Raw genomic sequence first — 13,603 nt, forward strand, 5'->3', positions numbered from 1 at the left:
TGGCGGCTTGCCGAGCCTCGGAATTCCCGCGCCGTAACCGGCCTGCTCGGCGTCCTTCAGGCGGTGACCTCGTCGAGAAGTTCGAGCAGGTGGTGGTAGGTCTTTCCGGTGGCGCGGGTCATGCCGATCTCGCATGTGCGGTTGACCGACGCGTGGGCGGCGAAGCCGCCCTCGGCCACCGAGGCGGCCTCGGCGCGGGTGGCCGAGGCGGTCAGTTCCGGGTGCAGCAGCCCCCGGTCGCCGGCGAAGGCGCAGCACTGCCAGCCGTCCGGAACGACGACCTCCTTCGCCACCGCCTCGGCCACCCTGGCGACGGCGGCGTCGAGGCCGAGCCGGACGGACGAGCAGGTCGGATGCAGGGCGAGCGAGGTCAGCCTGCGGTCCTCCGGCGGCTGCGGCAGCCGCGGCAGGACGTGTTCGGCCACGAAGGTCACGGCGTCGAGCACCCGGACGGCGGGGGTGGCCGCCTTGGGCCGCTCGGATCCCGCGGCGGTCAGCCGTTCGAACCCTTCCGTGCAGGAGGCGGCGTCGCTGACGACCGGAAGCCGGCCGCCGTCGGTCGCCGACAGGAGCGTCTCCCGCACCCGGCGGCGCATCACCTCGTAGCCCTCGTCGAAGCCCTTGGAGGACCACGGCGTGCCGCAGCACAGGCCCCCGACGCCCTCCGGCACGTGCAGGCGCAGGCCGGCCCGCTCGGCGAGCCGCCGTACCGCGGCCATGACGCCGGGCCCGCCGTCGGCGGGGGCGAACATGGTGTTGAGGCACGAGGGCACGTACACCGCGTCGGCCTGGTGACGCGGCGCGGGGCGGCGGGGCGTGCCGCCGCGCGGCAGGTCACGGCTCCACTGGGGGACGGTGTCGGGGTCGCCGACGGCGCGGGCGGCCCGGCTCGCTCCCTCGGCGAGCCCGGCCGGGGCCGCGGCGGCCGCGTCCATCGCGAGGTCCATCGCCCGGGTCACCGCGCCCCAGTGCTTCGCGGCGGTTTTCCAGCCCGCCCGCGCCGGGCGCCCGTGACGACCGCCGCGCAGGCGCTTGGTGAGGTCACCGGTGTTGATCAGCACCGGGCAGGCGGTGGCGCACATGCCGTCCACGGCGCAGGTGTCGAGGGCGTCGTAGTCGTACTCCTCGGTGAGCTGCCGGGCGAGCGCGTGGTCGCCGGCCGCCTCGGCCGCGGCGATCTCGCGGCGCAGCACGATGCGCTGGCGCGGGGTGGTGGTGAGGTCGCGGCTGGGACAGACCGGCTCGCAGTAGCCGCACTCCACGCACCGATCGACCTCGGGCTCTACGCTGACGACGGTCTTGAGGTCGCGCAGGTGCGCCTTCGGGTCGTCGGTGAGCACGACGCCGGGATTGAGAGTGCCGGCCGGGTCGCACAGCCGTTTGATCTCCCGCATCACCTCGTACAGTTCGTCGCCGTACTGGCGGCGCACGAAGGGGGCCATGACCCGTCCGGTGCCGTGCTCGGCCTTGAGCGTGCCGCCGCGGTCGAGCACGGCGGCGACCATCTCCTCGGTGAAGTCGGCGTAGCGGTCGAGGTCGGTGCCGAAGTGCTCGTTCAGCATGAAGTGCAGGTTGCCGTCCTTGGCGTGCCCGAAGATCACGCTGCGCTCGTACCTGTGCTTCGCGAACAGCTCGGCCAGGTCGTCGCAGAGATCCGCCAGGGCGGGCACGGGGACGGCCACGTCCTCCAGCAACGCCGTCGTGCCGCTGGGCCGAGCCCCGGCGACCGCGGCGTACAGGTTCTTGCGGATGCGCCACAGGGCCGCCCGGCCGGCGCTGTCCCCGCTGAGCCGGGCGGGGGCGGCGAGGTTCAGCCGGGTGAACACCCGCTCGGCCTCCCGCTCGCGTGCGGTGAGCGGTTCGGGGTCGGGCTCCTGCCACTCCACCAGCAGCGCCGCGTGATCGCGCACCTCCAGCGTCCGCAGGACGTCGTCGGCCTGCGGGTCGAGCCGGGCCACCCGCAGTGACTCGGCGTCGAGCAGCTCGACGGCGGCGGGGCCGGCCGCGACCAGCTCGGGCGTGGCGGCCATCGCCTCCCGTAGCGAGGAGAAGACCAGCAGGCCGGTCGCGGCGAGGCGGTGCGCCGGCACGGTGCGCAGCACCGCCTCGGCGACGAAACCGAGGGTGCCCTCGCTGCCGACGACCAGGTGGGCGAGGATCTGCGCCGGGCTGTCGTGGTCGAGGAAGCTGTTCAGGCCGTAGCCCATGGTGTTCTTGATGGCGAACTGCGCCGTGATCCGGCGTACCGATTCGGGGTTGCCGCGGATGCGGTCGCGCAGCCGCTCCAGGCCCTCGGCCAGGGCGGGTTCGAGGGCGCGCAGCCGGGCGTCGGCGTCGGGCGCGCCGGTGTCGATCACAGTGCCGCTGGGCAGCACCAGGACCATCGACTCCAGCGTCCGGTAGGTGTTGGCGTGGGTGCCGCAGGTCATCCCGCTGGAGTTGTTGGCCACCACCCCGCCGATCGTGCACGCCGACTCACTGGCCGGGTCGGGGCCCAGCCTGCGGCCGTAGGCCGCGAGGCGGGCGTTGACCTGCCGCAGCACGGCCCCGGGCTGCACCCGCACCCGCTCGCCGTTGTCGAGGACCTCGATGCCTCTGAAGTGCCTGCGGGTGTCGACCAGCAGGTGGCTGGTGACGCCCTGCCCGGACAGGCTGGTGCCGCCGGAGCGGAAGGTCAGCGGCAGTCCGGCCCGCATCAGCGCCGCCACCTGCGCGGCGCTTTCCGGCACCACGACGGCCTGCGGGGTCAGCAGGTAGTGTGAGGCGTCGTGCGCCATGCCGAGCCGGTCGCTCGCCCGCGCACGGGTGATCCCCGGGACGGCGGCCTCCACGGCCGCCAGTACGGCGGGGTCGGACGGCGCCGGCCGTCGCGGTTCTGCAAGGGTTCCGGCATCGGTAAGGCTCATGATCTCAACGCTTCCGTCCGGAGGCGCGATGCGCCCCCTCTATCGCCGAGGGTCGATGTGGATCTTCGGGCCCGGACCCGCGCCGGCCGGGCGGTGCCCCGCCAGCACGCCGGCGGCGTCGTCCAGGCCGACGGTGGCGGCCACGAGCGGGCGGGCGTCGACCGACCCGTCCGCGTACGCCTCGATGGTCCCGGCCAGACCGGCCGATCCGCTGAGCACGCCGACGGCGGTGACGTCCCTGAACACGAGGTCGCGGGTGTCGATGCGGCTGGGGGACCCGGCGAGACCGATATAGACTACCCGGCCCGCGGGCCTGACCAGGTCGAGCGCGAGCGCCGGCAGGTCCGCCGCGTTGGACGCGTCGACCACGGCGTCCCATGGCAGGGACGGCAGTGACGCCCGGGTCCACGCGCCCGCGAAGCCGAGGTCGCGGGCCAGGAGGAGGGCGGGCTCGTCTCGGCCCATCAGATGCACCTGCGCGCCCCGCGCCCGTGCGAGCAGCGCGACGAGCAGGCCGATCGTGCCCGTGCCCAGCACCAGCAGCCGATCACCTGATTGCAGGGCGGCGCCGCGCACCGCACGCAGGGCGTTGCCGCCGGGTTCGACCAGCGCGCCCATCGTCGCGTCGATCGTCTCGGGCAGCGCGTGCAGCGCCCACGCCGGTACGGCGAGCCGCTCGGCGAGCGCCCCGGGGAAGCCCTTGCGAATGCCGATCTCGGCCCGGTCGGGACAGACGTGGTGCAGTCCGTCGCCGCAGAGGCGGCAGCGCCCGCAGCCGAGCTGGGTGTCGCCGGTGACGCGGCGGCCCAGCCAGCGGGGGTCGACGCCCTCCCCGAGCGCCGTGACGACGCCGCACCACTCGTGGCCGGGGCGCAGCGGATACCAGGCGTGGCCGGAGTGCAGATAGCTCATCTCGCCGGTGAACAGCTCCACGTCGGTGCCGCAGACGCCGACCCGCTCGACGTCGACGACCACCTGCCCGGGCGCCGCGACCGGCGGCTCGAGGTCCGCGACCTCGGCCCTGCCGGGGCCGGTGACGACCAGTGCCCGCACTACCGGGAGAAGGGGAGGGGCGCGAGGGCGCCGATGCGGGTGAGGGGCAAGGTCCTGTCTCCTTGACGGGGATCGGGGCTCATGATCGAGGCGGCACCCAGTAGGGCGTCGCCAGGCCGCGTACGCCCACTTGGGCGGTGAACAGGTGCCCGGACCCCGGGTGTTCGGCCGGATCGACGCCACTGGCGGACGTGGTGATGACGAGGACGTCGAGATCGGGTCCGGCGAAGGCGGGGCAGGTGACGTTGGGCGCGCCGACCTCGACCGTGGCGAGCAGGCGCCCGCCGGGATCGCGGCACTCCACCCGGCCGCCGCCGAACACCGCGATCCACAGGTTGCCCTCGGCGTCGGCGCACATCCCGTCGGGCATGCCGTCGGCGAGCCTGAACAGCTCCCGCCGCGGCCCGGTCCGTCCTGTGGCGGGGTCGTAGTCGCGCTCCCACACCACGTGCGGGGTGCTGTCGATGCTGTACATGCGGTCGCCCGCGGGGCTCCAGGCCAGGCCGTTCGACAGGGTCAGGTCGTCGTCGAGGCGGACGCAGGCCGTGCCGTCGAGGCGGACCAGCACCTCCTGGCCCTCCCGGTCGTCCAGCGCCATGCTGCCGATCAGGAAGCGCCCGGCCGGGTCCACGGCGCCGTCGTTGAGCCTGCTCGGCACGCCGGGAGGCAGCACCCGGGCGAGCTCGGTGCGGCGGCCTGCGGTGTCGACCAGGGTGAGGACCTCGCGCTCGGCGACGACGAGCTCTCCGCCGGCGGAGACGGCGACCGCGCCCACGGTGTTGCCCACGGTGTTGCCTACCGTGTTGCCCGCTGTGCCCCCCACCGTGCCGCCGAAGGTGTGCGCAGTGGTGGCGGCGACGGCGCCGGTCGCGGGGTCGAGCCGTCCCTCGTGCACCGCCCCCGCGTCGATGTCCACCCACAGAAGGCGCTGCCTGGCGGGATCCCACACGGGGCCCTCGCCGAGGGCGTACACCTCGCCGGATGCCTGGGTGGCGGTGAACTGCCTGGTCATGGCATCTCCTGTCCGGCGGGGACCGCACGGATGGACGGCAGGCCGTCGGGAACCGCCCGCGGCGGGGCGAGCGGAAGCGTGGTCATGTTCCGGATACTAGAGCCGATTTCGGGCGGGAGAAAAGGTCCTCACCGTGGGTTCGGCTTCCTCGCCGGCTCCAGCGGCCACCGCGTGTCCCGCGAGTCGCACCAGCGGTGTGCCACCGCGTCGTCTTCAGAGGTCGCGGGCGCGGAGGTACGCGTCCAGGTCGGCGGCGCCCTTGAGCATGGCGCGGCCCCGGGCGGACAGGCGGGCCTGCCAGTCGCGCAGGGTCGACTCCAGCGGGGCGACCCCTCCGGCGGAGCGGACCTGAGCGATCAGCGGGGCGATCTGCTCCAGCAGATAGCCGCCCCGCCTGAGCTGGTGGGCCAGCCGGACGTCGCGTACGTCGGCCGCGCCGTAGATCCGATAGCCCGTCTGCGGATCGCGGCGCGGCCGGACCAGCCCGGCGTTCTCCCATTTGCGCAGCGTGGCGGGGCGCAGGCCGAGCCGCCTGGCCAGGGGGCCGATGAACGTGTCGCCGCGTTCCTGCGGCACGGGCGCCAGATCGCGGAGCGCGGCCTCGACGGTCTGGAGGGTGCGGCGGTCGTCGAGGAGCCGGGCGTGGCTCTCGTCGACGAGCCGCAGCGCGTCCTCGATGGCGCCCCGGTTGACCGCCTGCATGATCGACGTGGCCGTCTGGTGACCGTGCCCGGGCACGAGGGCGAGGAACGCGCGCAGGGCCTGCGCGTGCAGCGGCGTGTAGGTGCGGTAGCCGTGGTCGGTGCGTCCGGCGGCGGGCAGGATGCCGGCGTCCTCGTAGTTCCTGATCGCCTGGGTGGACAGGCCGTGCTCGCGCGCCAGGTCCACTGGCCTCATGGATGCATCACCGATTGAAGGTCCGTCGCGGTGAGAGAGGGGTTTTCGGGGAAAAGTTTACACCGAATGTTCAACGATACCGTCAAAGGTATGGATATCAAGGACACGGCCCGGCCGCTCGACGGCGCGGGAGTCTCGGCGTTCCTCGGGTCGCTTCCCGCCCGGCCCCTGCTGCTCGGCCTGGGCGAGGCCAGGCACTTCGTGGGGGAGCTGGGCGAGGTGCGCAACGAGATCTTCCGGCATCTGGTCGAGCACGAGGGTTACCGGTCGTTCGCCATCGAGAGCGACTGTCTCAAGGGCCTCGTGGTGGACGACTACATCACGACGGGCGCGGGCACCCTCGACGACGTCATGGAACGCGGCTTCAGCCACGGCTTCGGCGCGTCACCGGCCAACCGCGAGCTCGTGCGCTGGATGCGGGCGTACAACGAGGAGCATGACGAGAAGCTCCGGTTCTTCGGGTTCGACGGCCCGCTCGAGTATTGGGCGGCGAGCCCGCGCCAGGCGCTCACCGCCCTCTACGCCCTCCTCGACGGCCCGCTCCCCGGCACCGTGGTGACCGGGGAAGCCCTCGACGCTCTGCTGGGCCAGGACGACCGGTGGTCGAACGAGGCCGCGGCCATGGATCCGTCCCAGTCGATCGGCCGGTCCGCCGACGCCCAGCGGCTGCGGCTGATCGCCGACGACCTGGTGGCGCTGCTCGAGACGCAGGCGCCGCAGCTGAGCACGGAGGACGGGGAGCGGGCGGCACTGTACGCACGCACCGCCGTCGGCCTGCTCCGCTACCACTACTGGATGGCCGACGCGTCCCCGGCACGGTGGACCCGGCTGTCGGCCCTGCGGGACGCGATGATGGCCGCCAACCTGCGTGCCGTCGCCGGGCACGGCCCGGCCCTGGTCTTCGCGAGCAACCTCCACCTGCAGCGGAACAAGAGCGTGATGCCGTTCGGCGACCAGCAGCTGGAGTGGTGGAGCGCGGGGGCCATCACCGCGACGCACCTGGGCGACCGGTACGCCTTCCTGGCCTCGGCCTTCGGCACGGCCGGCGACGACACCCCGCCCCCGGACACCGTGGAGGGCATCCTGTCCACGCTCCCGTGGGAGCACTCCCTCGTCGACGCCCGCCGCCTGGCCGAGGCCGTCACGGAGCCCGTCCCGCGCGTCTCCCGCGATTTCGCCTATTTCCCGCTGGACCCGGCCCAGCTCGGCATGATCGACGGCGTCGTCTTCCTCAGGCGGGTTGTCACGCCGGGTTGACGGAAGTGCGTGCGTGTCAGGCCCGGCCGGCGTGCACGCGCATCAAACACCCATCCGTGCCGCCCCTCACCGGGGCGGCACGTCACCTGCCCGCCGTAACGGCCTTCAGCTCGTCGAACGACTCTCGGACGATCTGCGACATATCCGGCTCGCCGGGGTCACTGATCCACTGTTCGAACGCGATCTTGAAGACGGCGATGCCCGTCTCGGCGGCCAGGCTCGCGGCCGGGTCCGCGACGCCGCGCCGCCGCAGCGTGTCGGCGAGCGCCGCGGACAGCGACGCGAGCTTGATCAGCTCCCGTTCCCGGAGTTCGGCGTTGGCGGCGATGACGGTCTGCCGCTGCCGGGCGCTCTCGCGGCGCTCCTGGAACACGGCGCCGACGCTCTCGACGGCTCCGGCTATCGCGTCGATCGGCGCGGCGGAGTCCGGCGCGGCGGCGACGGCGTTCACGAGGTGATCCCGCAGTGTTCCCGAGCCCCAGAACAGCACCTCGCGCTTGTCGGCGAAGTGCCGGAAGAACGTGCGCTCCGTCAGCCCCGCCCGCTTGGCGATCTCCGCCACGGTCGTCTGCTCGTATCCGCGTTCGATGTAGAGCTCGATCGCCGCCTGCTCGAGACGGCCGCGCGCGTTCGGCTCCCATCGACCCATGCCTCGGATCCTACCCTGATGACAGTCGCTGACATCAGTGCTACGTTGATGACAGTCACTGACATCGCCGCCCGCTCGGGGTGACCCGGCGCGGAGGGCAATCGACCATTTGGAGTACGTCATGCGCGTGTTCGTCACCGGCGCGTCCGGCTGGATCGGCTCCGCCGTCGTCCCCGAACTCATCGGCGCGGGGCACGAGGTCGTCGGCCTGGCGCGGTCCGACGCCTCGGCCGCCGCACTCACCAGGGCCGGGGCGCGGGTGTGCCGCGGCACCATCGACGATCTCGACACCCTGCGGAGCGCGGCCGCGGAGTCGGACGGCGTGATCCACCTCGCGTTCAAGCACGACATCGCCTTCACCGGTGACTTCCAGGGCGCCGCCGACGCGGATCGTCGAGCCGTCGAGACGTTCGGCGAGGTGCTGGCGGGCTCTGACCGGCCGTTCGTCCTCGCCTCCGGCCTCCTCGGGCTGACACAGGGACGGGTGGCGACCGAAAGGGACGGGCGTGATTCCGGCTCCGCCGGGGCGCACGACGGCGGCCCGCAGGCCCGGCAGGCCACCGCGCTGAGGACGCTCGACCTCGCCTCCCACGGCGTCCGCTCGTCGGTGCTGCGCCTGCCCCCGACCGTGTACGGCGAGGGAGACCACGGCTTCATGGCGGCACTGGTCGGCATCGCCCGCGACAGGGGCGTCTCCGGTCACGTCGGCGACGGGTCCAATCGCTGGCCCGGTGTGCACCGGCTCGACGCCGCGCACCTGTTCCGCCTCGCGCTGGAGAAGGCCCCGGCGGGATCGGTGCTGCACGCGGTCACCGACGAGGGCGTGCCGATCCGCGCCGTCGCCGAGGTGATCGGCCGCCACCTCGGTCTGCCGGTGGTCTCGATCCCCCGCGAGGAGGCGAGCGAGCACTTCTCCTGGCTGGGCGGCATGATCGGGATCGACGCCCCGGCGTCGAGCGCGCTGACCCGTGAACTGCTGGGCTGGCAGCCGGTCCAACCGGGGCTGATCGACGACCTCGAAAAGGGCCACTACTTCCGCGCAGGGTGACCGGCGAGCGGTGACCGGCGAGCGGTGACCGGCGAGCGGTGACCGGCGGGCGCGCCGGTGCGGGATCGTCAGGGACGGGGCAGGGCGATGGAGGTCGCGATGTGCCCGTCGCTCACCACCCACCGCCCCGGCAGGGTGTTCGTCGCGATGGCCGGGTCGGCGACCAGGAGCCGTGCGCGGAACGTGCCCGAGGGCTCGATGTCCACGACCGCCCCGGTGAAGTCGAGCCAGCGGCCGGTCAGCGGGAACCACACCTTGTAGACCGACTCCTTGGCGCTGAACAGGATCCTGTCCCAGCAGACCTCGCCGTCCGCGTCGCCCATCGCCCGGAGGGCGGCGATCTCCTCGCGTGAGGCGATCGTGGAAAGGACCTCCTCCGGAAGGGGTTCGTGCGGTTCCGCGTCGATCCCGACCGCGCGCGCGACGTCCGCGGAGGCGACGGCCGCCGCGCGATAGCCCGAGCAGTGCGTGATGCTGCCGACCGTGCCGGCGGGCCAGACGGGCGCGCCCCGCTCGCCGCGCGGGATCGGCACCGGCCCGACGCCGATCCGGGCCAGCGCGAGCCGGGCGCAGTGGCGTCCGGTGACGAACTCGCGCCGCCGCCGGTCGACGGCCCGCGCGATGAGCGGCCTCTCCTCCGGGAACAGCGTCTCCTCCGGCACGTCGCCGAACTTCTCGGCCGACGCCACCCACGGGGGGAGGATCTCGTCGATCATGCGGCCGTCCCCGGCGCCGCGAACATCCCCTCCACCGACGCGGCCATGTGTGGAGAGTACAGATGTCCGCGCGGCAGCGGAAGATCGATTCCGGCGGCCGTACGAGCGTGCGGGACCGATCGAGAGGGCGGGCCCTCGCTATTGGCGATCCCGGGCGGTCAGGTTCTTCCCTGAGGGCTCCTCGCGGCGGTTCCTGTATTCGCTCGCGCCCACGGAGACCACGAGGCAGGCGCAGATGACCGCGAGCGACAGCCATACGGGGATCTTGTACACGTCCGCCAGGAGCATCTTCGCGCCGACGAACACGAGGATCGCCGCCAGGCCGTACCGCAGATAGCCGAACCGGTGCATGGCCCCGGCCAGCAGGAAGTACATCGCGCGCAGCCCCAGGATCGCGAACGCGTTGGAGGTGAAGACGAGGAACGGCTCGGAGGTGACGGCGAAGATCGCCGGGATCGAGTCGACCGCGAAGACGATGTCGCTGGTCTCCACCGCGACCAGGACGGCCAGCAGCGGCGTCGCGGCCCACCGGCGGCCCGGCCGCCCGTCCGCGTCCTGCCGCACGAGGAACCGCTGGCCCTGGTAGGAGTCGGTGACGGGGATGAGCCGGCGCATCGCGCGCAGCACCGGGTTGCGGTCGGGGTGCACCTCGATCGCCGAATGCCTGGCCATCTTCACGCCGGTGTAGAGCAGGAACGCCCCGAAGACATACAGGATCCAGTGGAATCGGTCGAGCAGGACGGCGCCCGCGCCGATGAAGGCCGCACGGAAGACCAGCGCGCCGAGCACACCGAAGAACAGCACGCGGTGCTGCAGTTCGCGGGGGACCGCGAAGAACGAGAACAGCAGCGCGATCACGAAGACGTTGTCGACGGCCAGGGACTTCTCGATGAGATAACCGGCCAGGTACTCCCCGCCGGCCTCCGGCCCCCAGGCGAGCCAGACCACGGCCCCGAAGCCGAGGCCCAGCGCGATCCACACCCCCGACCAGGCCAGCGCCTCGCGGACGCCCACCACGTGGGCCCGGCGATGGGCGAACAGGTCCACGGCGAGCATGGCGAGGATGACCGCCAGAACCGCGGCCCAGACCCACAGGGGCACAGACATCGTCAACCTCCTCACCGCCGCATGGGCGGGCTCGGCAGGCCGACGGTCTCCCCGTGCCACCGCCAGCGGTGACCCTCGCGCCGGGACGCCCTACGACGGCGGCCGTGATGACGACGCTGAGGAAGCCGGGTACTCCCCCTCGAACTGTGTTCAAGTATTCACGAAATCAACTTCGTGCGTCAACCGCCGCCCCGAACAGTTCGAGGAGCTCGCCGATGTGCCGGTGCCGCTCGACCGGGTGGCGGAACGGGGCCAGCGGGTTGATCGTGTAGTGGTTGCGCCGCCCCACGCGCTCACGGCGCAGGTAGCCTGCCGCCTCCAGGTCGGAGACGATCGTCTGGGCCGCCCGCTCGGTGATCCCGACCGACTCGGCGACGTCCCGCAGCCGCGCGTCGGGATCGCGGGACAGCGCGAGCAGCACGTGCGCGTGGTTGGTGAGGAACGTCCAGCCGCCCGCGGGGGAGGAGGTGCTCATACCTCATTATGCGATGGCGGATTCGCGAAACCCAGATCGGGCCACCCCGCCGCCGTACCCGCCCAGGTCGCGAGGGACAGGAGCGCGGCCGGCGAACCGCGCCGAGCGTGGCCGTACGGGTGCCGCCCGGCCCGGCGAGGAGCACGTGCACACGGAGGAGTGAGTCGCAGGCCGGGCAGAATGGGGCTTTCGGGATCTTCTGGGAGGCTTCACGTGACCATCGACGTCGGACGGGTGCGGGCGGACACGCCGGGATGCGAGCACGTCGTCCACTTCAACAACGCCGGTTCGTCCCTGCCGCCGCGGCAGGTGACCGACGCCGTGGTGGACCACCTGCGCCTGGAGGAGCGCGTCGGCGGCTACGAGGCGGCCGCCGCCGCCCTCGACCGGTCGGAGCGGACCTACGACGCGCTGGCCGAGCTCGTCGGCGCGGACCGCGACGAGATCGCCCTCGTCGAGAACGCCACCCGCGCCTGGGACATGGCCTTCTACTCCCTGCCGTGGAAGCCGGGCGACCGTATCCTCACCTCGCGCGCCGAGTACGCCAGCAACGCGATCGCCTTCCTGCAGACCGCCAGGCGGCACGATGTGCGGGTCGAGGTGGTGCCCGACGACGAGAGCGGCGCCCTGTCCGTCGAGGCGCTGCGAGACATGATCGACGAGCGGGTCAAGCTGATCGCCGTCACCCACGTGCCGACCCAGGGCGGCCTGGTCAACCCGGCGGCAGAAATCGGCGCCGTGGCACGGGAGGCGGGGGTGACGTTCCTGCTGGACGCCTGCCAGTCGATCGGGCAGTCGCGGGTCGACGTCCGGGAGATCGGCTGCGACCTGTTGTCGGCGACCGGCCGCAAGTTCCTGCGCGGGCCGCGTGGCACCGGGTTCCTGTACTGCTCGCGGCGGATGCTCGACCGCCTGGAGCCGCCGTTCCTCGACCTGCACGCCGCCACCTGGACCTCCGCGGACTCCTACGAGGTGCGCGGCGACGCCCGGCGGTTCGAGAACTGGGAGGGCTATGTGGCCGGCAAGATCGGCCTCGGTGTGGCGGCCGACTACGCGCTGAGCCTCGGGCTCGACGCCATCGAGGAGCGGGTGACCGGCCTCGCCGGGGCGCTGCGCGGGCGGCTGGCCGCGATCCCCGGGGTGACCGTGCACGACCGGGGCGCGCGGCGGTGCGGCATCGTGACGTTCACCGTGGACGGGCACGACAGCCGGGACGTGGCCGCCCGGCTGTCGGCCGCGAAGGTCAACGTCTCGGTGTCCGCGGCGTACTCCGCCCGATGGGACTTCGAGGCCCGGGCGCTGCCCTCGCTCGTGCGGTCCTCGGTGCACTACTACAACACCGAGGACGAGCTGGACCGGCTGTGCGAGGCCCTGCCCTCCGCCTGAGCTACAGACTCCAGTCGATGACCGGCCCCGCGGGCACGATGCGCAGGGGGTTGATCTTCGGGTGGGTGCCGTAGTAGTGCCGTTTGATGTGGGCGAAGTTCGTCGTGCCGCCGAAGGCCGGGTTCGCGTAGAGGTCGCGGGCGTAGCGCCAGAGGTTGGGGTAGTCGGACAGGCGGCGGAGGTTCGCCTTGAAGTGGGTCACGTAGACCGCGTCGAAGCGGGCCAGCGTGACCCACAGGCGGACGTCCGCCTCGGTGAGCCGGTCGCCGAACAGGTAGCGGCCGCCGCCCAGGCGCTCCTCGAGCTCGTCGAGCGCCGCGAACAACGTCGTCACGGCCGCGTCGTACGCCTCCTGGCTCTCGGCGAAGCCGCACTTGTACACGCCGTTGTTGACGTCGGCGTACACGCGCTCGTTGAGCACGTCGATGTCGCCCCGCAGGTCCTCCGGGTAGAGGTCGATCCCCGGCCTGGCCCACCGCGCGAACGCCTGACCCAGGTCGAGGCTGATGTCGGGGAAGTTGTTGCTGACGATCCGGCGGGTGCGCCGGTCCCACAGGACGGGCACCGACACGTGGCCGTCGTAGCCGGGCTCGGTCGCCTCGTACGCCTCTCGCAGCAGCGTGAAGCCGTTCAGCTCGTCGGGGCCGTGGCCGGGGCCCTCGCGGAACGCCCACCCGCGACCGTCGCGCACGGGATCGACCACGGACATCGACACCACGTCCTCCAGGCCGAGGAGCGCCCGGACGATGACCGAGCGGTGGGCCCACGGGCAGGCCAGCGACACGTACAGGTGATACCGGCCGGGCTCGGCGCGATATCCGCCGCTCCCGTCGGCCGTCACGCGGTCGCGGAAGCGGTACAGGGGCCGCTCGAACGACCCGTCCGGCCGGGTGGCCGCTTTGATCGTGTAGTCGCCGTAGGTCGCGAAGTCCACCGGACTCGCGACGGGGGCCGTTGTCGTCACGCCGCCACCGTCCTCTCGTCTCCGACGAGACGAGCGTAACGGGAGCCGGTGACACGACCGCCATGGCGTGGCGTCGACCGCCGGCGTCGACCGCCTCGGGACGGTGGTCCCGGGCCCGGGACGGCGGTGCCGC

At 72.7% G+C, this 13,603-nt stretch carries 12 protein-coding genes; 3 read left to right on the forward strand and 9 right to left on the reverse strand.

The window, feature by feature from the left end; all coding sequences use genetic code 11:
* Nucleotides 1-56: 56 nt before the first annotated feature.
* The 4 genes from FH610_RS27250 to FH610_RS27265 all read right to left on the reverse strand — a co-directional run bounded on the left by FH610_RS27250 (nt 57) and on the right by FH610_RS27265 (nt 5,868).
* The gene (locus tag FH610_RS27250) at nt 57-2,906 is read right to left on the reverse strand and encodes an FAD-binding and (Fe-S)-binding domain-containing protein (RefSeq protein WP_139577740.1); all 2,850 of its coding nucleotides are present in this window, start codon (nt 2,904-2,906) and stop codon (nt 57-59) included.
* Nucleotides 2,907-2,945: 39 nt separating this feature from the next.
* Nucleotides 2,946-3,959: a zinc-dependent alcohol dehydrogenase gene (locus tag FH610_RS27255; RefSeq protein WP_139577741.1), complete on the reverse strand. Its 1,014-nt coding sequence runs from the start codon at nt 3,957-3,959 to the stop codon at nt 2,946-2,948.
* A gap of 79 nt (nt 3,960-4,038) precedes the next feature.
* The gene (locus FH610_RS27260; protein ID WP_139577742.1) at nt 4,039-4,971 is read right to left on the reverse strand and encodes an SMP-30/gluconolactonase/LRE family protein; all 933 of its coding nucleotides are present in this window, start codon (nt 4,969-4,971) and stop codon (nt 4,039-4,041) included.
* A 213-nt stretch (nt 4,972-5,184) separates the two neighbouring features.
* Nucleotides 5,185-5,868 carry a TioE family transcriptional regulator gene (locus FH610_RS27265; protein ID WP_139577743.1) on the reverse strand — a complete coding sequence of 228 codons (684 nt, stop codon included), beginning with the start codon at nt 5,866-5,868 and terminating at the stop codon, nt 5,185-5,187.
* Nucleotides 5,869-5,958: 90 nt separating this feature from the next.
* On the opposite strand from FH610_RS27265, the gene FH610_RS27270 reads away from it, so the two are divergent.
* Nucleotides 5,959-7,125 carry an erythromycin esterase family protein gene (locus FH610_RS27270; protein WP_240809217.1) on the forward strand — a complete coding sequence of 389 codons (1,167 nt, stop codon included), beginning with the start codon at nt 5,959-5,961 and terminating at the stop codon, nt 7,123-7,125.
* A gap of 82 nt (nt 7,126-7,207) precedes the next feature.
* Here FH610_RS27270 and FH610_RS27275 read toward each other — a convergent pair whose 3' ends face one another.
* The gene (locus FH610_RS27275) at nt 7,208-7,774 is read right to left on the reverse strand and encodes a TetR/AcrR family transcriptional regulator (RefSeq protein WP_139577745.1); all 567 of its coding nucleotides are present in this window, start codon (nt 7,772-7,774) and stop codon (nt 7,208-7,210) included.
* A gap of 121 nt (nt 7,775-7,895) precedes the next feature.
* Between FH610_RS27275 and FH610_RS27280 the strand changes: the two genes are divergently transcribed.
* Nucleotides 7,896-8,822, forward strand: a complete 927-nt coding sequence (locus FH610_RS27280; RefSeq protein ID WP_139577746.1) for an SDR family oxidoreductase — start codon at nt 7,896-7,898, stop codon at nt 8,820-8,822.
* Between the two features lie 68 nt (nt 8,823-8,890).
* Here FH610_RS27280 and FH610_RS27285 read toward each other — a convergent pair whose 3' ends face one another.
* The 3 genes from FH610_RS27285 to FH610_RS27295 all read right to left on the reverse strand — a co-directional run bounded on the left by FH610_RS27285 (nt 8,891) and on the right by FH610_RS27295 (nt 11,120).
* Nucleotides 8,891-9,538 carry a 4'-phosphopantetheinyl transferase family protein gene (locus tag FH610_RS27285; protein ID WP_139577747.1) on the reverse strand — a complete coding sequence of 216 codons (648 nt, stop codon included), beginning with the start codon at nt 9,536-9,538 and terminating at the stop codon, nt 8,891-8,893.
* Nucleotides 9,539-9,676: 138 nt separating this feature from the next.
* Nucleotides 9,677-10,645 carry a TerC family protein gene (locus FH610_RS27290; protein WP_139577748.1) on the reverse strand — a complete coding sequence of 323 codons (969 nt, stop codon included), beginning with the start codon at nt 10,643-10,645 and terminating at the stop codon, nt 9,677-9,679.
* A gap of 166 nt (nt 10,646-10,811) precedes the next feature.
* The gene (locus FH610_RS27295; RefSeq protein WP_139577749.1) at nt 10,812-11,120 is read right to left on the reverse strand and encodes a helix-turn-helix transcriptional regulator; all 309 of its coding nucleotides are present in this window, start codon (nt 11,118-11,120) and stop codon (nt 10,812-10,814) included.
* A 213-nt stretch (nt 11,121-11,333) separates the two neighbouring features.
* On the opposite strand from FH610_RS27295, the gene FH610_RS27300 reads away from it, so the two are divergent.
* Nucleotides 11,334-12,506 carry an aminotransferase class V-fold PLP-dependent enzyme gene (locus FH610_RS27300; protein WP_240809218.1) on the forward strand — a complete coding sequence of 391 codons (1,173 nt, stop codon included), beginning with the start codon at nt 11,334-11,336 and terminating at the stop codon, nt 12,504-12,506.
* A gap of 1 nt (nt 12,507) precedes the next feature.
* Here the strand turns inward: FH610_RS27300 and FH610_RS27305 are convergent, their stop codons facing one another.
* Nucleotides 12,508-13,470, reverse strand: coding sequence for a glutathione S-transferase family protein (locus FH610_RS27305; protein ID WP_139577751.1), 963 nt, complete (start codon nt 13,468-13,470; stop codon nt 12,508-12,510).
* Nucleotides 13,471-13,603: the final 133 nt, after the last annotated feature.

It is taken from the genome of Microbispora catharanthi (genome assembly GCF_006334915.2).
Taxonomy (GTDB): Bacteria; Actinomycetota; Actinomycetes; order Streptosporangiales; family Streptosporangiaceae; genus Microbispora; species Microbispora catharanthi.